Origin of the sequence: Pedobacter suwonensis (genome assembly GCF_007833675.1) — a bacterium.
In the GTDB taxonomy this organism is placed as follows: Bacteria; Bacteroidota; Bacteroidia; order Sphingobacteriales; family Sphingobacteriaceae; genus Pedobacter; species Pedobacter suwonensis.
In genome coordinates this window covers 3,760,702-3,782,189 of record NZ_CP031708.1, presented here as the reverse complement: position 1 = coordinate 3,782,189, position 21,488 = coordinate 3,760,702, and the positions used below count along the sequence as shown (strand labels likewise).

The window sequence follows — 21,488 nt, the reverse complement described above, 5'->3', positions numbered from 1 at the left end:
TGTATCAAGTAGTAAGTATCAAGTATCAAGACAGATATCCAAATTAAAAGAATACGCCGAAATTAAGTGCTAAATAGTGATTTCTAACATCTCTGGTTTTATCGGTTACAATATTAGTGAAACCGTTATTAAAAGTTAACCCGGCTACTATACTGGTATTGCCCGAAATATCAAATTCCCCACCACCACCAATAATTAATCCGGCGCGATAAAATTTGATGTGATCAGACACATTTAAATTATCGCCAACAACCATACCATCGGTAACCGCATTTTGTTTTGCACTAATATTAATTGAATTAGACAATCCAAACTGACCATACCAGCGTTTTCCATCAGTTTTCACGGTCTTAAGCTTAACAGTTAAAGGCAGCTCTACGTATTGTAGCTTATATTTTAAATCGTAAGCTTTTGGTGCTGCACTGCCACTTGCTGCATAATAAGGTGAAACGTTGGCCTCTGTGCTTTTACCATTAACAGAAGTAATAGTTAAGGCCGTAGAAAAACTATAATTTGGAGCAAAATTAAAGTCACCAATCAATCCATATGAAAAGCCCAGGGCTACTCCTTCAGTTTTTCCCTGCTCAGGTTTAATCCAGCCAAAAGTTGGACTCGCGGTTAATCCTAACCTAAAACCGTAACTGGTTAAGGGCGAATTTTGTGCCCAGACGCCGAAACTTAAAACAGATAAAATTAAAATGGTTGATATTTTTTTCATGCTATAGGTGTTTATATATTTGTGTTACATGATGTATAACGTAAAACACTGGCAAATTTATCTAATTTTTCTTTTTGCCATCATATTTATTTCCTGCAAACATAGCAACCGGCCTGATGTTAGTAATATAGAGGTAAACATCAAAATTGAAAGATTTGATCAGGAACTTTTTAATGGAAAAAACAAAAATGTACTTGAAGTAAATAACCAACTTGCTTCAAAGTATGGGGTGTTTTATGACGATTTTATCCATCGGATTTTAGACAGTAAATTTTCCAACACCGAATCGTTGACCAATTTATACCATGATGAGGCCTATACCGATTTAAGCAAGGAAGTGGATAGTGTTTTTCCAGATTTAAAAGCACAGGAAGAGGGATTAAACCAGACTTTTAAATACATTAAATATTATTATCCAAAAGCGAAGATTCCCAAATTCATTTCTTTTGTCTCAGGTTTTGCTTACCAGATGCCTGTTGGAGATAATTATCTGGGCATCGGTTTAGACATGTTTCTGGGTAAAGACAGCAAATTTTACAGGGCCATTGTGCAAAGTGTACCTCTTTACCTTTCGAGGAGGTTCACGCCTGAATATATTGTGCCACGTGTAGCCGAAACTTATACCCATGAAGAACTTTTTGCGGAGCCTGATGATAACAGGACTTTATTATCTAAAATGATTTTTCAGGGAAAGATTTTATACTTTCTTGATCAGGTTTTACCCGAAAATGTAGGTGATTCGACCAAAATCGGATATACCCAACAGCAATTAGACTGGGCGCAAAACTTTGAAGGGGACATTTGGGCATATTTTCTGGAGAATAATTATCTTTTCGAAACCGACTATCAAAAAATCCAGGTATTTTTATCAGAAGGACCTTTTACGCCAGGTTTAGGCGAAAATAGAGAATCGGCACCAAAATTGGGCGTATGGATAGGCTGGCAGATTGTGAGGAAATATATGAGTACGCATCCAGATGTTACTTTGCAACAGTTAATGGTTGATAACGATGTACAGAAAATCTTAAATCAATCGAAGTATAAACCAAAGCAACAGAGGTAGTTTACCGTTAGCAGTAACCAGTTATATCAAAATCAGTTCAAATATTAACCTAAGGAAAAAATGAAAGTCGGCATTGTATTATCGGGCGGAGGTATTAGGGGAATCGCGCATTTAGGTGTTTTGAAGGCCTTCAGTAATTTAGGGATTACTTTTAGCCACATTAGCGGAACAAGTGCAGGCGCCATAGCGGGATCTTTTTTTGCTGCCGGCATAGACCCAGAAGAAGGGTTAAATATTTTCCTTAAAACAAAGCTTTGGCGCTTTGTACGTCCGGCGGTAGGTTCGCTAGGATTGATTAATATTGAAAATACTGCTTTGATTCTGAAGGAATATTTTCCTGAAGATTCTATAGAAAAGCTAAAGATACCTTTAACCATTGCTGCCGTAAACTTTAGTGAAGGCCGGTTGGTTTACTTTACTAAAGGGCCACTTATCAGGGCTGTCCATGCCTCAAGCTGTATACCCGGTATTTTTAAACCCATCATGATTGATGGCCAAATGTATGTAGATGGTGGCATTTTAAACAATTTTCCGGTTGAACCTTTAATGGATGACTGCGATTTTATTATAGGCTCATCCTGTAACCACCTTAAACCAGTTGATAAAATTACCGGTATTACCAATTTGATGGGCCGCGCAGGAATCATGTCAATCAATCATGATATGGAAAGAAAAGCTAAATTTTGCAATGTACTGATCGAACCTAAAGGTCTGGGAGCCATTAGCACATTCGACATGAAACGTGCAGAAGACATTTATTGGCTGGCGCATGAAGAAGCCTTAATTACCATTAAAAACAGTCCGACGATTTCCGAATTAATTACAAAATAAGAAACTGATCTTATAAATATTTTTAAGAAAAAGTAATATAACTCATGTCTGACTATAATTTATTATTCAGGAAAATTCCTTGTTATTAGCTGAAGATATTAATCTGGCAGTCCCATTATATAAACTTTCCGGTTTAGAAATTGGCTGTGGAATAAACAATATCAAGACTTACCCCTGTGTAGATAAAGCCTATTTATTATAATACCCGATAAATCCCCTCATTGTCCTCGTTTGCAATGAGGATAAAAGAGAATGGCGATTGTATCGCCGGGGAGGAAACATTTCTCTGTGACTGATGCAATCACATTACCAATATGATACCCCACAATCCTCATTGAAAACGAGGATTATATTAATTAGTTTTTAAGGCTACTAAACGTTCGCCCACTAGTACCGGGATTGTTTTGCACAGATTCAACTGCAAACAAAAAACAACATCTTCTTCTATATTCAACTGGGCCAAGCGATGGCTATGTGATGATTTGTGGAGATATTTCCTTAAATCTCCTTTAGCTAAGGCATACAGATCTTCAGCTGCCACACTGGAATCGTCAAAATGTTCAAAATTCTGACGCAGATTGCTTACTACAGCACCTGCAAAAAGCGTATCCTCTAAATTGAACTGATCTTTCCAACCTGCGCAAAGCAAAAGCACATTTTTATCCTGACTTTTCAGATAATGACAAATTGAATCTAAGTTTAAGAAAGATCCTATTAAAACCTGATAGGCTCTTTTCTGTGCCAAATGTAAAGCCTTGGTGCCATTTGTAGTGGTTAGCACAACCGTTTTTCCATTTACTTTTTCTCGCGTATAAGAAAATGGCGAGTTGCCGAAATCATAACCTGCTACAACCTCTCCATTTCGTTCGGCTGCCAATAAAAATCCACTATCACGATAATTTAAACAATCCTCTACCTGAGCTACGGGAATAATTGCTTCAGCTCCGTTATCTATTCCGTAGGTAATGGAAGAGGTAGCCCTCAAAATATCGATCACCACCACAATGCTCTGCTCAATATCGTATAAATCGATCAAGGCCGGCGTTAAACAAACTTCTATTTTTTTTGACATTTGAGGAGATATGAGACATGAGACATGAGACATGAGACATGAGACGACACACCGTCTCAAATCTCATATCTATTGTCTCAAATCCTATTTATAAAAAGGAAACTTAACTACTTTAGCTTTAATCGGTGTATTGCGGATCAAAATAAAAATTTCAGTTCCTTCTTTAGCGAAATCTTTTGCAACGTAACCCATACCGATTGCCTTTTGCAAAGAAGGTGCCTGGGTACCAGAAGTTACTTTACCAATGACATTTCCTTCAGCATCAGCAATTTGATAATCATGGCGCGGAATACCACGGTCGATCATTTCAAAACCAACTAATTTCTTTTGAACGCCAGCTTCTTTTTGCGCCAATAATGCTTCTGAATTGGTGAAAGATTTAGAAAATTTAGTAATCCAACCTAAACCGGCTTCAATTGGCGAAGTTGTATCATCAATATCATTTCCGTATAAACAAAAACCCATTTCTAAACGTAAAGTATCACGGGCACCTAAACCAATTGGCTTAATATTGTATGCCGCACCCGCTTCAAAAATGGCATCCCAGATCTGATCCGCGTATTGATTTTCGAAATAAATTTCGAATCCACCTGCACCGGTATAGCCTGTTGCAGAAATTACCACATTTTCAACTCCTGCAAAAGTGCCTTTTACGAAAGTATAATATTCCATTGATGCTAAATCAACTTCGGTTAAACTTTGTAACGCATCAGCTGCCTTTGGTCCTTGAATGGCTAACAGAGAAGTTTGATCAGAAATATTATGCATTTCTACGCCTTCTGTATTGAATTGTTGTATCCAGTTCCAATCTTTTTCAATGTTCGATGCATTTACCACCAACATATAGGTTTTATTATCTATCTTGTAAACCAAAAGATCATCAACAATACCACCATCTTTATTGGGCAAGCAAGAGTACTGCACTTTTCCGTCATATAACTTAGCGGCATCGTTACTGGTTACTCTTTGAATAAGGTCTAATGCATTTTCACCTTTAAGAATAAATTCACCCATGTGGCTCACATCAAAAACACCTACTCCATTACGAACTGTTGCATGTTCGGCATTAATACCTTCATAAGTAACAGGCATATTATAACCTGCAAATGGAACCATTTTAGCGCCTAAAGCGATGTGTTTTTCTGTTAATGCGGTATTTTTCATCCGTAAATTTTATTTTTTATGAATAATGAAGCGATTACAATTTTAACCCCAATTATGGCGATTTTATGCTTATTCTTCGCGGGGCAAAACTACTAAGAAAAAGACAAAATTTTGAGGTAAATTTTATAGGCGTTTTTTAGACTGAAAACTGATTTGATGAGGAACTTCAGGCTTACAAAATTATATTACTTCACTGAAGAGCAATTGACAATAATAACAAATAAAATGTAGTATAAGCAAACGAAGTGCAGCTATGCTTAAGGGCGGAGAAATACAAAATTTGATTTGAAGCGCAAAGTCCGTGTAAAGCCATAAATTTCATCCCGTTTTTCGCTTTTACGCTTCCTCGTACCTCGTTGCTGCAGGGTAACGCTTCAACCGGGGCTGGAAACCCAATACAGCGTTTCATTTTTAAGGTTGCAGGATTTATAAGCAGACACCACTTAATCCGATCAAAGCTATTCGATAGAATGGTTTCAGTTGCTCAGTATAAAAAACAACCTAAGGGATACAAATCTTGTTATGCACTAACCAATTCCTCATAAATTTTTAACATTTTACCGGAAATTAATTGAACGCCATGATCATTTTCAACTGTTTTCCGTGCATTCTCTCCTATTTCTACCCACCGTTTAGGATTGATGACACATTGCAAGATGGAACGGTAAAATTCATCCGCAGAATCAGCAATTAAGATATCATGTCCGTGCCTGCAGTTAATTCCTTCAGCTGCCGTGGTTGTGGCAATGATGCATTTTTTCATTGCCATACCTTCAATAATCTTAACCCGCATGCCGGTACCAGAAATTAGTGGCACGATCATAATGGCTTTGGAGTTCATAAACTCTACGGCATCAAACACCTCCCCCTCTACAATCAGGTTCTCAGAATCGTATTCAAAAAAATGTTTCTGCATGTTTTTCCCGGCGATGTAAAACCGGAGATCCTTATTCAACTTCTCAATATCTGGCCAAATATCGTCTAAAAACCACTCTAATCCTTCCTGATTGGGCCGCCAATCCATTGCCCCTAAATGAAACAGCGTAGGAAAACTGGTTTTGGTCTTGTCTGCCTTATATTTTTCCAAATCGATGGCTACCGGAAAAACCGACATCGGGACTTCGCAACCAAACCTCAATATGCTTTGGCGATCGGGTTCGGAAATAGCAAAAATGTGGTGAAAGCGATTAATCTGATCAGTTTCATAAGCTTTAAGCCGTTGTGCCAGGAAAGCCAGGTATTTGCGTCGAATAAGAAACTTTTCTGAATGCGAAAGGCGTTCCCATAACGTAAACTCGATATTATGCGCCCGGTAAATCAGCTTAGCATTACTATTTGCCTTAACCACATCCAGATAGGGAACCACAAAGAGACCTTCGAACTGGATGATATCGAATGCATTTTCCCTTAAAAGATTTTCCAGCTGCCGGGCAGCGTCTTCACTGTAGTACCGGGAAACATTATAAGATTCGTTAGTGAAAATATTAAAAAAAGCAGACCATACATTTACATCTGTATCTAAATCGCAGGTATGGTATTTAATCTCTTCAAAAACAGGGTCATAAATATCTTCAATATCAATACGCCCTTTTGTTGGGTTAAGGCTAAACAATGTAATATCTGCGCCAAGTTGCAGCAAACCTTGTATGGTATTGTATACCACAATCGGATAACCACTGTTTGGCGGAAAGGGAATCCGCTTAGTAATCAACAAAATTTTCACAACGTGGTGAAAATACGAAATTTCAGGCGTTTTTTGAAAACAGTTCCAACTGAGGGGCGCTTACATTAAAAGTTTTGCGATGAAAAGGCGATAAGCCCATTTCGAGTACAGCTTTACGGTGTGCAATGGTTGGATAACCTTTATTTTGCTGCCAATTATAATGAGGATAACCTACATGCAGGTTGGTCATATATTCATCCCGATGTGTTTTGGCCAATATGGAGGCCGCTGCAATATTGAGGTATTTACCATCGCCTTTAACAATACAGCTATGAGGAATCTGAGGATAGGTCTTAAAACGGTTTCCATCAATAACCAGGTATTGTGGTGGCGTTTGCAATTTTTCAATGGCCCTGTGCATGGCCAGAAATGATGCATTTAAAATATTGATGCGGTCTATTTCTTCATGATCGCAAGAGGCTACTGCCCATGCCAGCGCTTCCTGTTCGATAATTGGCCTTAACAGCGCCCTTTGTTCATGAGACAGCTGTTTGGAGTCGTTTAAACCCTCCAGCACAAAACCCTTAGGCAATATCACCGCAGCCGCAAAAACAGGGCCTGCAAGGCAACCTCTTCCCGCTTCATCACACCCGGCCTCTAATAATTCTTCCTGATAGCAGTTTAACAACATGTTGCAAATTTAAAGAATAACGTCCGATTATTGAAAAATGGTTTATAAAGATGTAATTTAGTTTTGAACACAACAAACTCATGAGATGTTAAAAATCTTGAATACCATCTACCTTGTTTTCATGTGTAGTTTATTATCTGCACAGACAAAAGAATTAGAGAACTTATCAATTGAAGAGCAAGATTCATTAATGTAAGAAAATTCCCATTGCATGCACTTCGATAAATATAGTTCTGCACAAAGGAAAATGTTTTATCCTTTCAACCGGACAGAATTTGTGTCTTTAATATCCTTTATAGATACGATATCAGAATTTTCAAGCTATCTGCTGGTAAAAAAAGGAGTTTTAGATACTGGAATGGTAAAAGAGGAAATCAGATTGTCCAAGCAAGATATCAACAAACTAACTGATTTACTGTTTAACTATGGTTATAGATCTAAAAAATATGGAGTGATCGAACATAGAATGTCCTGCTACGACCCACACAATGCTATTTGTTCTTTAACGACAAGAGGAAAGTAATCGCTTATATTGAAATCTGCTTCGATTACCTGCGTATGCAATTCAGCTCGAATAAAATACATATTGGCGAAAAATGTACTGAAAAAATTAACATGCTAAAAAATTTCTTTACCTCAACTGGAATCAAATTTGTTTCCAGAAGCTATACAGATGAATAATGAGAGGTTACAACGAAACCCTTGCCCTCCGTGTGGCTGAAAGACTGATGCATATACCTGATATAGAAGAAAAACTGATGTTTTCAGGATTAGTGTTTATGGTAAATGGCGAAATGTGCATCGGTGTTTCCAAAGCCGGCATGATGGTCCGGATCGATCCAAATGCTTTAGAAAACTTATCACATAAAGATGGCTGGGAACAAATGGTAATGGGTGGCAGACCGATGAAGGGTTATATTTCGGTATCAGAAAATGTTTTAGTTAGAAATGATGAACTTGATTTCTGGGTTCAACTTGCCCTCGATTTTAACCCCTTTGCAAAAGCGTCTAAAAAGAAATAATGAGTCTAAAGCCTAAAGATTTACCAAGACAACTAATTTATATTAAGCCGTATTTTTTGATTAATTTTACCTTTCTAATCAAATTTTATGAAAAAAGGAGCTGCTCTAGCGGTATTTCTGCTATTTATATCATTAATTGCTCTGGCTCAAATTAAAAAAACCGCCATATCACCTGCAATCAAAGCAACAAATACACAACAATTAAAGGCGCAGGCACCCGAAGGGCATTATTGTGATTATTGCAAACTGAGTTATCCTGAATCGCACTTCCCATGCATCATGAAATCCATTAAAGGCAAATTGGATGTAACAAGCGGAGAAATCAGTTTTGTAGCCGGGCAACCTATTGGTGGCATAGTGGTAAAAGCAGTTAATATCCCGGCAGGTGAGGCAACTAACCTTGTAACTAATCAAAATGGAGAAATAGAATTTAACAACGCCATCACAGGGAATTATAAATTTATTATTATGGTTCCTTCAAATAATCCCAGATCGCGGGTAGCCGGATCACCAATTGGCGGTATTATTGTTAAAGGCGGTAAAAATCCTGGCGGAAATTTAATCACCCTAATTACAAACGAAAATGGCGAAATAGAACTGAATAACCTGCCTGCAGGCACCTATAAATTCACGGCCATGGGGGCTTCCGAAACCGAAAAAAATAATCCCTTATATAAATCAAATCATTCGGAAAAGATAAATCCTTAGTTAAAAACTAAAACCATTTGATTTAAGTTTCGTTCTATTTTTGGCACTATTATGGAATCTTTCAAATCTGTGCATCTTTAAATTGTGACACATTTAAAACACACATGATGAAACGTTTAAATTTAATATTAAGCTTTGCATTTCTTTCGATCGGATTTCAATCTTTCGCCCAAACCGACAAAGAAACCACAATTAAAATTGTAGCAGATAAAAATTACAACTTTATAGCTAACACAGCCACTCCAATGGCCAACAATGACATTAACAGAATATTGGCAGCAATGCCAGGCAGTCAGGCAGGTTCTTCAATAAACCTAACCGGATCTCAATACGATGTTAAGGTTACCAAAGACAGTATTGTGGCTTATCTACCTTATTTTGGCAGGTCTTTTTCTGCTCCGATGGATCCTACACAAGGCGGAATTAAATTTACTTCAAAAAATTTCACCTATAAAGAATCCAAAAATAAAAAAGGCATGTACACCATTCAAATTGAAACAAAAGATGTGATAAGAGAGAATTATCGGTTTACGATCAATATTTCTACCAACGGATACGCTTCATTAACGGCCAGCAGTATAAATAAACAGCCCATCTATTTTAATGGATATCTGGAAGAGCCTAAGAAAAAGGATTAAAACTTTGTTATTCTTAAAAAGAATATATTTTATAAAAATCAAATAAGTGACAGATAAATTTTATTTGGTAGTATCCTTCGATCGATCGTCATTCCCAACTTGATTGGGAACCACAAATAGCTCATGAATGCCCCTGAATAAAAAACCACTCATCAATAATCTTAATGCAGGCGCTTTAAGATTTCCACAGCGAAAAATCTAAAAAAGGATCGCCAGGCTAATCAGGGAAAGGCAAACTTACGGAATACGTTTTTGTTGTTCTTTAAGACTTTCCATAAAACAATTTCACTATCAAAACGATTATCTTATATAAAATCTTAAAGTTATGATAGACCCAGAAAACGATAATTATTCGAACGATCCTAACGATGCTTTACGCAGAGAGGATGATGTAGAAAACATCAATGAAATTAGCGGTGATGATACCAGCATTGAACACGATAAAGATTTGCTGGAACAAGCCGATGAAGCTTCAAGAGCCTCTTATGAGTTGAACCTAGATGATGAGGTGGATGAAGATGAACTAGAAGCTTAACAAAAAGCCTTTCAGATGCGAAAATCCGAAAGGCTTTTTAAATATTCAGGCCCGATGTTATGGTTCAGCCTTAACCTGAAACCACTACTTAGCTTTATAAGTTTCAGGATCGACTGCTGCTCTTGTCCACCCTTTCAAAAATGAGGTAATTTTCTTTACATCATGTCCCACTTTCTTTTTACCGTTAGCGCCAACTTCTTCCGTTTCTAGATAAGATGAATTTTCAATGTGTAATACTTTGCCTTTACTATCAAGAATTACGAATACCGGAAAACCAAAACGTTGAGGATAGCCTAAACCAGCCAAAACACTTTCGTTTTTATTTTCAGGACTATAGTTAACCAGCACCGTCTCGAAATTATCGTTGATGTATTTTTTTAGCGTTGCAGTGCTATCAATCAGGTTATGAAATGCGATACACCAGCTGCACCAGTTACCGCCAACCTGTAACAAAACATGTTTATTTTCTTTGGCTGCTTTTGCAACCGCAGCAGCAATATCCGCTTTAGCATTTGCCTGCGGGTTATAGATGTGAACACTTTCCTTTTTTGCCTGGCTAAAAGCCGCGGTCGAAATCAATATCGTCGTTAATAAAATAACTAATTTTTTCATGATTTTTAGAATAATAAGCAAAGATAATAAAGTCTATATTTTAATAGATTATTCGCAAATTCTTTACAGAGAAGCAACATTATTGGTCATTGGTCATTGGTCATTGGTCATTGGTCATTGGTCATTGGTCATTAACAGAACCTGGTGTTGCGGAAAGGTTTAAAACCATTCGCATTTTTCTATTAATCCTTTTACATCGTCCACTTTACATTTAACTATCTTTGCATTAGAAATGGATTTCCTAGATATACATACCCATAAAGTTGCCACTCAAACCGGGATAACCAGCATTCAAAGCCTGTCATTAACCCACGATCTCTTTTTAGCCATGCCGAAAACGAAACCTATTTCGGTTGGTTTACATCCATGGTTTGCTAAAATTGAACATCTTGACCAGCAGATGAAATACTTAAGTGTCGTAGCCAATCAAGCCAATGTAAAACAGATTGGTGAGTGTGGTTTGGATCGATTAAGGGGCGAAAACCTGGAGAATCAGATCATAATTCTGGAAAAACAGATCGAATTGGCAGAAAAGATCAGAAAACCTTTGATTTTGCATTGTGTTAAATGTTTCGCTGAATTAATAGCGATTACAGACCGCTTAAAGGTTAAAGTACCTATGATTATCCATGGCTTTAATAAAAACGAGGAACTTGGCAAGCAACTGCTGGATAAAGGATTTATACTTTCTTTTGGTTTGACTATCTTGAAAGAAAACTCCGGTGCAGCGAAACTGATTCAAACCACCAATAATTTTTTCCTGGAAACGGATGATGCTGATATTTCGATTGAGGAAATTTACCGGGCAGCAGCCATTTTAAAAAAATGTACTGTAGATGAACTCAAAGCTCGTATTTTTACAGACTGGAATAAACTAAATTTAATATAGCGCTGTCATTCTGAGCCTGTCGAAGAATACAGCTAAATACACAAATATGTCTGATGTTAGCTGGCTTTCGCGCTCTGCCTTGCTTTTAGGTAATGATGGGATAGATAAACTTCAATCAAAACATGTTCTGGTAATCGGCTTAGGTGGGGTGGGTTCTTTTGCCGCCGAATTTATCTGCCGTTCCGGAATTGGAGAAATGACGATTGTTGATGGTGATGTGGTTGACCCCACCAACCGAAACAGGCAATTACCTGCTCTGGCTACCAATCATGGAGTAAGCAAAGCTGCCATTATGCAGGAACGTTTATTGTCCATAAATCCTGAATTAAAACTGCATGTAGTTAATACCTTTCTTACGCCAGAGAAATGCAGGGAAATTTTAGAAGCCGATTTCGATTACATTATGGATTGTATTGATAGTGTGATGCCTAAAATTACATTGTTAGGAACCGCTTTGGAGAAAAATATTCCCATTGTAAGTTCAATGGGTGCTGGTGGCAAAATGGATCCTACCCATTTAAGAATTACACTGCTTCCGGATACTTATCAATGTGTTTTTGCCAGTTATTTGCGGAAACGCCTGAATAAACTTGCAAACGCGGCAAAAATAAAAGCTGTTTTCTCTACCGAAGAAATGGATAAAAATTCTATGATTATGACTGACGGGAGCAATTTTAAACGCTCTGCTTATGGTACAGTTTCTTACCTGCCTGCAGCATTTGGTGGTGCATGTGCTTCGGTAGTAATCCGCGATTTGCTTGGCCTCCCAATTGAAATGGCCGAACGGCCTGCAAGGATCAGCCATAAAACATTAGCCAAAAAGAAGAAAAAACCGTAAATGGACACATTGTTGATATCATGATTTCGGAAAAATTTTAAATTGTTGTAGTTTAGGATAGTGTAACAACCCGAAGCAAAAACATGAATGATATCAACAATACTCCTTCCGATTTAGGCCCCCAACATTCCCCTCTACCAGAGGGGTGTCCGCAGGACGGGGTGTTGAAAGAGACGTTACAAAAAGATATTATAATTAATGGAACAACGCTAAAGCCAGTATCAATAACCAGGTTGCCTTATCAACCTCGACTAAAAGAAAGGGCAAAAGCACTTAGGCAAGCTGGAAATTTACCTGAAGTATTATTTTGGATGCAGGTAACCAAAAAGCAATTTCATAAAATAGATTTCGACAGGCAGCGTATAATTGGAAATTACATCGTCGACTTTTACATCAAGCATCTTGGTTTAGTAATTGAAATTGATGGCAGCAGTCATGATGATAAACAGGTTTATGATAAACGGAGAGAAGCATATTTAACTTCATTAGGATTAAAGATTTACCGGATTACGGTTGATGATGTAATGAAACAAATGAATTTTGTAATGATGGGTTTGGAAGAGTACATTATTAAAGAATATGGAACTCAACTATCCTAAACTATTAAATAAAAGAGATTAAACCACCCCGCCCTTCGGGCACCCCTCCAAAGGAGGGGAATAAATACAACATTATGCCCCAGCCCCTCAAAATTCTTCAAGCCTCTGCAGGTTCAGGTAAAACGTTCAGTTTAACCGCGCATTATCTTACCCTGCTTTTTAGCAGCGAGAATAAATATCGGGAAATTTTGGCCGTAACCTTCACCAATAAGGCTACAGAAGAAATGAAAACCAGGATACTGGAAGTGCTACTTGGACTGGCAAAAGGCGACTCATCAAAAAAAACTGATGACTATCGGAAACTTATTTTACAAGCCTATCCGATATTAAGTCCGCAAGAGTTACAGATCAAGGCAGATAAAATATACCGTAAAATCCTGCATGACTATAGCCGTTTCTCGGTAAGTACCATTGATGGTTTTGTTCAAAAAGTAATCAGGGGTTTTGCTTTTGAGCTGGGCTTAAATGCCGATTATAATTTAGAAATGAATTATGACAAGGTAAAAGATGACCTGGTAAACAAACTGGATGAAGCTTTAGATCATAACAAACAGCTGTTACAATGGATTATCGACCTCGCCATTGAGCGCATTAGCGATAACAAGAGCTGGAACTATAAATTCGAACTTTACAATCTGATTGGCGAAATTTTCTCCGAACGTTTCCAGATTTTTGAAGATGCGGTAAACACGCTTGGTCTGGAAAACATTGATGAATTATTTAAAAAATACATCAGCATTACCAAGGCAGAGATAAAGAACTTTGAAGAAGAATTGGTTTCGCTGGCAACAGAGGCAAACGAAGCTCTGAACGTAATCGGGGTGGAAACTGAGCACCTGAAGGGAAAATCGAGAAGTCCGCTGGCTAAAATTATTCTTATTGTCAGGGGCGATTTTTCGAAGATCGAGCCACTTTTTAACCTCATTGATGAGCCTGACGAATGGTTTCAGAAAAATGCAAACTTCCCTGAAGCCTATGATACGGTAAATCCGATACTAAAAAAGTTAAAAACGCATTATTTAACCCATTTACCAAACTACAGTCTGGCGATTGCCTTTAATAAAAATCTTTATTATTTAAGGTTAATGCAGGAAATTGCCATGCTTTTAAAAGAATACAGGGCCGAAAATGATAACCTGCTGATCAGCGACGCGCAAAAACTGATTTCTGGAATTACAGAAGATGCAGGGGATAACCCATCCTTTATCTGGGAAAAAGTAGGCAACCGCTACCGCAATTTTTTGTTTGATGAATTTCAGGATACTTCTACCAGTCAGTGGGGAAGCTTTAAATCCCTGCTGACAAATGCTATGGCTACACCGAGCCAGGATCTGATCGATCACCTGATAGTTGGCGACACCAAACAATCTATTTACCGCTGGCGCAACGGCGATTGGAACATCTTGCACAAACATGCTAAATTAGATGTTGGTGCAGAAAATGTATTGGAAGAAAGTTTAGCTGAAAATTACCGGAGTGCCGAAAATATCATCACATTTAACAACTTCCTTTACAAGGCCATTCCCATAACCCTGCAGAATGAACTGAATGAAAATCTGGCCACCAAACCTGAAAGCATTCCCAACTGGTGGCAAGAACAAAATTACCAGCAGATTATAACCGATATTTATAGTGGCTCTACCCAGAACTTTGCTACGAATACCTTAAAAGGTGGAACAATTAAGATTAAAAAGTTTGGCAAAGACCATGCACCGAATGAATCGCGTTTCACAGAAACCATTTTTAGGGATATTGCATTAAACGATATTGTTGAAGAAATAAATGATCTCAAAAACCAACAGCAATATGCATTAAAAGATATTGCCATTTTAGTTCGATCTAACAGCGAAGCACTACTTACTGTTAAAAAATTAATGGAGCATAACTTACCTGTTTTGTCAGGAGATGCCTTATTGATTTCCAACAATTCGGCCATACAGCTCATTATCAATACACTAAAAGTATTAATTGGTTTAGAAGCACAAACAGCATTATACAAAGCCAATTGTATAGCACTTTACCATGCCCTACATGAAAAAGAGATTGATGCCAGTTACTACCTCAACCTTACCAACAAACCTTTAAGTACGCTTACCACGGTTTTACCGGTTGCTTTATGCGAAAACTGGCAAAGCTGGTTACAGCTACCCCTGCCTGAATTGGTAGAGATTTTAATTGAAAGTTATGGATTAAAAAATCTCACCACCAACCTACCTTACCTACTTGCGTTTAGAGATTTAACCGCCTCAGCCGCAAAACTCGGTGAAAAAGGTATTCTTTCATTTTTAACCTGGTGGGAAGAAGATGGCATTAAAAAATCATTGCCTTCTCCGGATGGAGCTGATGCCATACAGATCATTACCATCCACAAATCGAAAGGCCTGGCTTTTAGGGCGGTTTTTGTACCTTTTTGCAATTGGGAAATCAAGGGCAAAGCCAATGGCAATTTCTGGGTATCTTCAGAAGAAACGGTTTACAAGGACCTAAAAGGCATTCCACTAAAATACAATGAAGCGCTGGCTGATTCGGCAATTGCGAAAGCCTATTACGAAGAGCTGCTTTACAACAACATGGATGCGTTGAATATGCTTTATGTAGCCACTACACGATCCAAAGATTATCTTTACATTGCTACGATGGCTAAAAAGGAATTGAAATTATCCAATATGGGCGATGCCATCAATTTCACTTTTGATGAGCAGTTTGATGAAAACGGCGTGTACGAAATTGTAGAGCCTGTAGTTGTTGAAAATAAGATGAAAGACGCTAATTTCATCAACCTAAATAGTTATCCAACCACAACGCGCCTATCAGAACTTTATATCCCATCTGAAGACAAACACTTAAAGCATTTGGTAAATATTGAAAAATCAGGAAGAAAAGGTTCTTTGCTGCACGATATCCTGGCCAGTGCCAACACGCAGAAAGAAGTTGATGATTATACCGCCAACCTTGTTTTGCAGGGAATTATCAAAGAAGAAGAAAAACAGAAATTAATCTCATCCGCACTTGAAGTATTGGAACACCCTGAGCTCAAAGAGATCTTGGGTAATGCAAGCGAAAGCATTGTAGAAAAAAACATTATCGATACCAATGGGAAACTGCACCGCCCTGACCGGGTTTTGATCAACAACGACGAGGTGATTATCCTTGATTATAAATTTACTATTGAAGAAAGCGACAAACACATCGAACAAGTAAATAATTACAGGGTTTTATTGACTGAAATGGGTTACCAGAATATCAAAACCTATCTTTTCTATGCAGTTAAGGGCAAATTGAAATTAGTATAATATGCAGATTAAACCATTTTTACAGGAAGTTGCCGAAGATTTAGTTGCCCGGTTTGGAAACCAACTGGAGAACTGCGCCATCGTTTTCAACAATAAACGGCCATCGGCCTATTTGCAGAAGCACTTTGCAGATATTATCGGCAAACCATTTTTTAGTCCGTCTTTTTTTACCATACAGGAGTTCTTTGCCAGTTCTACGAGTTATAAAATAGCCGATTTTTACCTGCAGTTTTTTACGCTACACCGCATCTATAATCAACTACTTGCAGAAGAAAAACTGGAAACTATTTCCAGTCATAAGTTTTTTCCGTTGGCAAAAATTATCTTAAGCGATTTTAATCAGATTGATGCCGATTTGGTTGATGCAGCAAAATTATACCGCGATCTGGAAGATATATCAGTTATCAATAAAGATTTCGATTATTTAAGCCCGGAGCAATATGAGTTTCTTGCCCAATTCTGGACTTCTTATTCCGAAGGAAAACATAAAAAGCAGCAGGAACTGTTTATCAAGATGTGGCGCAGGATGCCGAAACTTTACCATAAATACCACGCAACACTTAAAGAGCAAGGTTATTTAACCAATGGTTCTGTTTACAGGTATCTGGCTGATGACATTACCCGTCATCAGGAATTCATCTCGAATTTCGATAAAGGCAAGATCATTTTTATTGGATTTAACGCTTTGAGCAGTGCCGAAGCTAAAATATTTACCCAGTTACAGGAAGCAGGTAAAGCGCTATTTTATTTCGATGCTGATACGTATTATTTAGATGATATTTCGCAGGAAGCAGGCTTGTTTCTTCGTAAAAACATCAATCAACTTGGCTTGAAGAATGAGTTTGCCAATCAGGAAAGTTTAATGAAATCTGCTCCGCACCAGGTAAATGTTTTTAAGGTTCAGGGGCAATCTGCGCAGGCCAAAATACTAAATAATATTTTAGAAGAAGATTATACCAGCGCGGAAACGGTTGGAAAAACAGTAGTGGTTTTAGCAGATGAAGGCCTGTTGATCCCCACACTGCAAACGATCCCTACTAACCTGAATGGAAAAGCGATTGACCTTAACGTAACTATGGGTTTTGCGTTATCAACTTCAAGTATTTTTGGTTTGGTTGATTTGTGGTTGATGAGTCAGCTGGAAATTTTACAGCGGGATAAAGTAAGTTACAAAAATGTAGAAGCTTTTTTAACACATCCACTAACGGGCCTTAGCCAAAAAATGCGCGATAAAATTTTAACCGCATTATTGGAAGAAAATCAGGTAGAGATCGATCATAAACGCCTTTTACGTCAAAGTGGGCTGTTCGAAGCTTTTTATAAGAAAATCGATGATCCACAGCACGTGGTCACCAATTTGTTAGATGTACTGGATTATGTGTTAACCCGGTTATCAAACGCAAAAACACTCAAAAAAATCGATGCGGAATTATTTGTAAAAACTATACAAGAATTAAACAGGCTGCATGATACTTTTAGCAGCCACATCGGTAAAGAAGAAATTCCTTTTGTAATTTACCTAGTACAAAAATCACTACAGGCTATCGCAGTACCACTTTCAGGCGATCCTTTAAATGGCATCCAAGTAATGGGACTGCTTGAAACCAGGAACCTGAATTTCGATAAGGTGGTGATTTTGGGTTTCAATGAAGGTATTATTCCTAAGTCATCCATTGGCAATAGCTTTATTCCAGATTCTATACGTCGTGTTTATGGCCTGCCGGTTCTTGAAAATCTTGATGCTATTTCAGCCTATATGGTCTATCGTCTATTACAACGCGCAAAGAATATCAATTTTGTCTATAATAGTTTAACCGACGAATCTACTTCAGGTGAAGCCAGCAGAATTTTAAAGCAACTGGAGTACGAAAGTGGTTTCGATTTTACCTATAATGAACTTAATCTGGAAGTAAAAACCGAGCCTTTTAAGGAAGTAAAAATCGAGAAAACCAATAACGCCTTTATTCAGGAAACACTTCAAAAATACCTGGATAAAAAGAAGGTGCTATCCCCTTCTGCACTTACCCAATACATTTCTAATCCCATAGATTTCTTTTTCAATTACATTGCGGGTATTAAAGAACCTAAAGAGATCAGTGCAGTGGTAGAAGCCAACGAAATCGGTTCCATTCTGCACAAAGTGATGGAGTATTTTTACGAGGATCTAAGGTCTGCTGAAATTACTGCAGCGCATATCAAAGAGAAACGTAAACAGGTGCCAGCATTGATCCAAAAAGCATTCAATGCTGTCATGTTCAAAAACCCTGACATGATCATGGAATACAAAGGCATGCAAAAGGTTATTTTATCTATCGTAGAGGCTTATGTAAATATCATTTTAAATCAGGACGAAGCACAAACCCCATTTATGATCATTAGTCTTGAACAAAAGGTAGAGGCCGAGATCAGTTTCCCGTTACGAGGAAAAGAAGCCAGTATCAAAATCTTTGGCTTTATTGATCGTGTGGATGTTAAAGATGGCGTGACGAAAATTATAGACTATAAAACTGGCAGCGACAAACTCACGTTTAAAGATATTCCCGAGTTGTTCAACTCTGATGGCAAACATATCAATAAAGCACTGATCCAAACCTTATTATACACCTATGCTTACGAACAGTTCTCGGGCAAAAGTTTTGTAGAACCAAATCTGTATGTGGTAAAAACCATGAGTGTAGACGGCGTATGGTTTAAATCGGGCAGGCAAACGCTATCAGGAGCTTATTTGGAAGAGATTAAACCGGAATTTCTTGATGAATTAAGAAAAAAGCTGACCGAACTCTTCGAAGCTCCCTATTTTGTGGCCAGCAAAGTTGAGGAAAACTACAAATATTCTATTTATAAAACTTTATTTTGGAAATAGTTGCAACCGCAAAGAAATGAAGTAAACCGCAAAGAGCGCTAAATCCAAAGTAAAATAACCATCGAGCACACTGAGGAAAAAGCACAGCGTACACCGTGTTGCATTGAAATATTAGCTTAATGATTTCTGTGTTCTCTGTGGTAAAACAAACTTTGCATACTTTGCTAAAACTTTTGCGTGCTTTGCGGTTAAATCTCTTAAATTTGAAAATGCTAACCTTAAATTTTACAAATTTCCCCATACTCGAAACCGAACGACTAATCCTCCGCGAACATGATCTTGCTGACGCCGAAGCACTTTTTGCCATGCGTACAAACGAAACGGTAATGAAATATATCGACAGGGAAAGACCAAAAGATATTTTTGAAATTAAAGATTTTATTTCCCGTTTTAGAAATGGCTACGAAAATGGGGATAACCTGGCCTGGGTAATAGCCTTAAAAGATGAGCCGGGGCAAATGATTGGTTCTATCGGATATTGGCGTACCGACTTCGCCAACCATAGGGCAGAGATTGGTTATATGCTACATCCTGATTATTGGCGGCAGGGAATTATCTCTGAAGCCTTGAAACGAACCATCGATTTTGGATTTAATGAAGTTAACCTGCACACCATCAGTGCAAATATTAATGTAGAAAACGATGCTTCCAGACAGATGCTGATCAAACATGGCTTTAAAAAGGAAGCACATTTTAAACAAGATTATTATTTCAGAGGCCGGTTTCTTGATAGTGAAATTTATGGATTATTGAATCCAAACCACTAATGCTAAATAAATGTAGTCGTCATCATGGCTGAAATGAAGGACGCTAAATAACTTTAGCTTTGCTGCCCACTTCATAGGTTCGCTACCTCATTGCAATCCGCTCCAAATAACTGCAGTGCAAGAGGTAGTTATTTCGTAAAAAACACCAATATTAATACAAAAAAGCCCAACAAAAACGGAATTGCCCAATAATATTTCCTCATTACAGGAATTAGTAAAAAAATCGGTTAAAAAAACATCAACTAATTAGACAAAACACTTATAATTATTACAAAACATAGGCATTTTAGCCTTTGGTTTCAAAGCGATTAATAATTATATTTGCCACCGTTATTAAAATTTACAATGAGAGAAATCCAATTTAGAGAAGCACTTCGCGAAGCCATGAGCGAAGAAATGCGTAAAGATGACCGCGTTTTTTTATTAGGTGAAGAAGTAGCAGAATATAACGGTGCATACAAAGTAAGTCAGGGTATGCTTGATGAATTTGGCGCAAAACGAATTATCGATACCCCGATTGCCGAATTAGGTTTCGCAGGTATTGCAACTGGTGCAGCTACAGCTGGCCTTATTCCAATTGTAGAGTTCATGACATTTAACTTCTCTTTAGTTGCGATCGATCAGATCATCAACGGAGCGGCTAAAATCTTATCAATGAGCGGTGGTCAGTTTTCATGCCCTATGGTTTTCCGTGGTCCAACCGGTAACGCAGGTCAGTTAGGTGCGCAACACTCTCAAAATTTCGAGAACTGGTATGCTAACACACCAGGTTTAAAAGTGGTGGTTCCGGCTACTCCTTACGATGCGAAAGGTTTATTAAAACAATCAATCCTTGATCCGGATCCGGTTATTTTTATGGAATCGGAAGTGATGTATGGCGATAAAGGCGATGTTCCTGCAGAAGAATACTATATCGAACTTGGTAAAGCTAAAGTAACCAAAGAAGGCACAGATGTAACCATTGTAACTTTTGGTAAAATGTTAACACGTGTGGTAAATCCTGCTGTAGAAGAGTTAGCCAAAGAAGGAATTAACGTTGAAGTGATTGATTTACGTACGGTACGTCCTATTGATTATGCAACCATTATCGAATCGGTTAAAAAAACAAACCGTTTGGTTGTGGTAGAAGAGGCTTGGCCATTAGCGTCGCTTTCCGGCGAGATTGCCTTCATGGTACAAAAACATGCATTCGATTATTTAGATGCTCCGGTTTTACGTATTACCTGTGCAGATGTTCCACTTCCATATTCACCAACTTTAATTGCAGCGAGTCTACCAAATGCAGAACGTGTTGTTAAAGCGGTAAAAGAAGTAATGTACGTTAAAAAGTAGAATATCATCCGATAGTTTATTGGTTCTGAGCATAACGAAGAACCTATTTAGATATAAATCCTCCAAGCAACTTGGGGGATTTTTTTTTTACAGTAACATTAAAATATCAAATCATCCCAACTTATTAACCAGTTTAAGGAATAATTCTTTGCGTTTAAAAAAAAATGATTTATTTGTGTAACCAAAAAAG

Annotated in this window: 19 protein-coding genes; 13 read left to right on the top strand and 6 right to left on the bottom strand. The window is 37.8% G+C overall.

What is annotated here, in order from left to right:
* Positions 1-43: 43 nt before the first annotated feature.
* Positions 44-718: a porin family protein gene (locus DV942_RS15585; protein ID WP_090983013.1), complete on the bottom strand. Its 675-nt coding sequence runs from the start codon at positions 716-718 to the stop codon at positions 44-46.
* 28 nt (positions 719-746) lie between these two features.
* Here DV942_RS15585 and gldB point away from each other — a divergent pair, with 28 nt between their 5' ends.
* Together gldB and DV942_RS15575 are read left to right on the top strand one after the other, a co-directional pair.
* Positions 747-1,781, top strand: a complete 1,035-nt coding sequence (gene gldB, locus DV942_RS15580; protein ID WP_145858964.1) for a gliding motility lipoprotein GldB — start codon at positions 747-749, stop codon at positions 1,779-1,781.
* Between the two features lie 60 nt (positions 1,782-1,841).
* The gene (locus tag DV942_RS15575; protein WP_090983009.1) at positions 1,842-2,612 is read left to right on the top strand and encodes a patatin-like phospholipase family protein; all 771 of its coding nucleotides are present in this window, start codon (positions 1,842-1,844) and stop codon (positions 2,610-2,612) included.
* A 352-nt stretch (positions 2,613-2,964) separates the two neighbouring features.
* Here the strand turns inward: DV942_RS15575 and DV942_RS15570 are convergent, their stop codons facing one another.
* The 4 genes from DV942_RS15570 to DV942_RS15555 all read right to left on the bottom strand — a co-directional run bounded on the left by DV942_RS15570 (position 2,965) and on the right by DV942_RS15555 (position 7,202).
* The gene (locus tag DV942_RS15570; protein WP_145858962.1) at positions 2,965-3,684 is read right to left on the bottom strand and encodes a 2-phosphosulfolactate phosphatase; all 720 of its coding nucleotides are present in this window, start codon (positions 3,682-3,684) and stop codon (positions 2,965-2,967) included.
* An 84-nt stretch (positions 3,685-3,768) separates the two neighbouring features.
* The gene (gene gcvT, locus DV942_RS15565) at positions 3,769-4,848 is read right to left on the bottom strand and encodes a glycine cleavage system aminomethyltransferase GcvT (RefSeq protein WP_145858959.1); all 1,080 of its coding nucleotides are present in this window, start codon (positions 4,846-4,848) and stop codon (positions 3,769-3,771) included.
* A 520-nt stretch (positions 4,849-5,368) separates the two neighbouring features.
* Positions 5,369-6,571 (bottom strand): glycosyltransferase, encoded by a 1,203-nt coding sequence (locus tag DV942_RS15560; RefSeq protein ID WP_145858956.1) that lies wholly within the window; start codon positions 6,569-6,571, stop codon positions 5,369-5,371.
* Between the two features lie 22 nt (positions 6,572-6,593).
* Positions 6,594-7,202: a ribonuclease HII gene (locus DV942_RS15555; RefSeq protein ID WP_090983001.1), complete on the bottom strand. Its 609-nt coding sequence runs from the start codon at positions 7,200-7,202 to the stop codon at positions 6,594-6,596.
* A gap of 680 nt (positions 7,203-7,882) precedes the next feature.
* Between DV942_RS15555 and DV942_RS15550 the strand changes: the two genes are divergently transcribed.
* From DV942_RS15550 to DV942_RS15535, 4 genes are all read left to right on the top strand, one after another.
* Complete coding sequence (locus tag DV942_RS15550) at positions 7,883-8,224, top strand: TfoX/Sxy family protein (protein WP_145858953.1); 342 nt, start codon at positions 7,883-7,885, stop codon at positions 8,222-8,224.
* 87 nt (positions 8,225-8,311) lie between these two features.
* Positions 8,312-8,932 (top strand): carboxypeptidase regulatory-like domain-containing protein, encoded by a 621-nt coding sequence (locus DV942_RS15545; protein ID WP_145858950.1) that lies wholly within the window; start codon positions 8,312-8,314, stop codon positions 8,930-8,932.
* Positions 8,933-9,036: 104 nt separating this feature from the next.
* A complete protein-coding gene (locus tag DV942_RS15540) occupies positions 9,037-9,570 on the top strand; it encodes a DUF4251 domain-containing protein (protein ID WP_244950715.1) in 534 nt (177 codons plus the stop codon).
* Between the two features lie 325 nt (positions 9,571-9,895).
* Positions 9,896-10,105, top strand: coding sequence for a hypothetical protein (locus DV942_RS15535; RefSeq protein ID WP_145858948.1), 210 nt, complete (start codon positions 9,896-9,898; stop codon positions 10,103-10,105).
* Between the two features lie 84 nt (positions 10,106-10,189).
* On the opposite strand, the gene DV942_RS15530 is transcribed toward DV942_RS15535, so the two are convergent.
* Positions 10,190-10,717, bottom strand: coding sequence for a thioredoxin family protein (locus DV942_RS15530; protein ID WP_145858946.1), 528 nt, complete (start codon positions 10,715-10,717; stop codon positions 10,190-10,192).
* 232 nt (positions 10,718-10,949) lie between these two features.
* On the opposite strand from DV942_RS15530, the gene DV942_RS15525 reads away from it, so the two are divergent.
* The 7 genes from DV942_RS15525 (at position 10,950) to DV942_RS15495 (ending at position 21,298) form a co-directional block, all read left to right on the top strand.
* Complete coding sequence (locus tag DV942_RS15525; protein WP_145858944.1) at positions 10,950-11,606, top strand: TatD family hydrolase; 657 nt, start codon at positions 10,950-10,952, stop codon at positions 11,604-11,606.
* Between the two features lie 46 nt (positions 11,607-11,652).
* Positions 11,653-12,444, top strand: a complete 792-nt coding sequence (locus DV942_RS15520; protein WP_145858942.1) for a tRNA threonylcarbamoyladenosine dehydratase — start codon at positions 11,653-11,655, stop codon at positions 12,442-12,444.
* Between the two features lie 83 nt (positions 12,445-12,527).
* Positions 12,528-13,043, top strand: a complete 516-nt coding sequence (locus DV942_RS15515; protein WP_145858940.1) for an endonuclease domain-containing protein — start codon at positions 12,528-12,530, stop codon at positions 13,041-13,043.
* Positions 13,044-13,117: 74 nt separating this feature from the next.
* Positions 13,118-16,336, top strand: a complete 3,219-nt coding sequence (locus DV942_RS15510) for a UvrD-helicase domain-containing protein (protein ID WP_145858938.1) — start codon at positions 13,118-13,120, stop codon at positions 16,334-16,336.
* Position 16,337: 1 nt separating this feature from the next.
* Entirely contained in the window at positions 16,338-19,199 is a 2,862-nt protein-coding gene (locus tag DV942_RS15505) for a PD-(D/E)XK nuclease family protein (protein WP_186462321.1), read from the top strand.
* A 209-nt stretch (positions 19,200-19,408) separates the two neighbouring features.
* The gene (locus DV942_RS15500; protein WP_145858936.1) at positions 19,409-19,966 is read left to right on the top strand and encodes a GNAT family N-acetyltransferase; all 558 of its coding nucleotides are present in this window, start codon (positions 19,409-19,411) and stop codon (positions 19,964-19,966) included.
* A gap of 345 nt (positions 19,967-20,311) precedes the next feature.
* A complete protein-coding gene (locus DV942_RS15495) occupies positions 20,312-21,298 on the top strand; it encodes a pyruvate dehydrogenase complex E1 component subunit beta (protein WP_090982977.1) in 987 nt (328 codons plus the stop codon).
* The last annotated feature ends 190 nt before the right edge of the window (positions 21,299-21,488 follow it).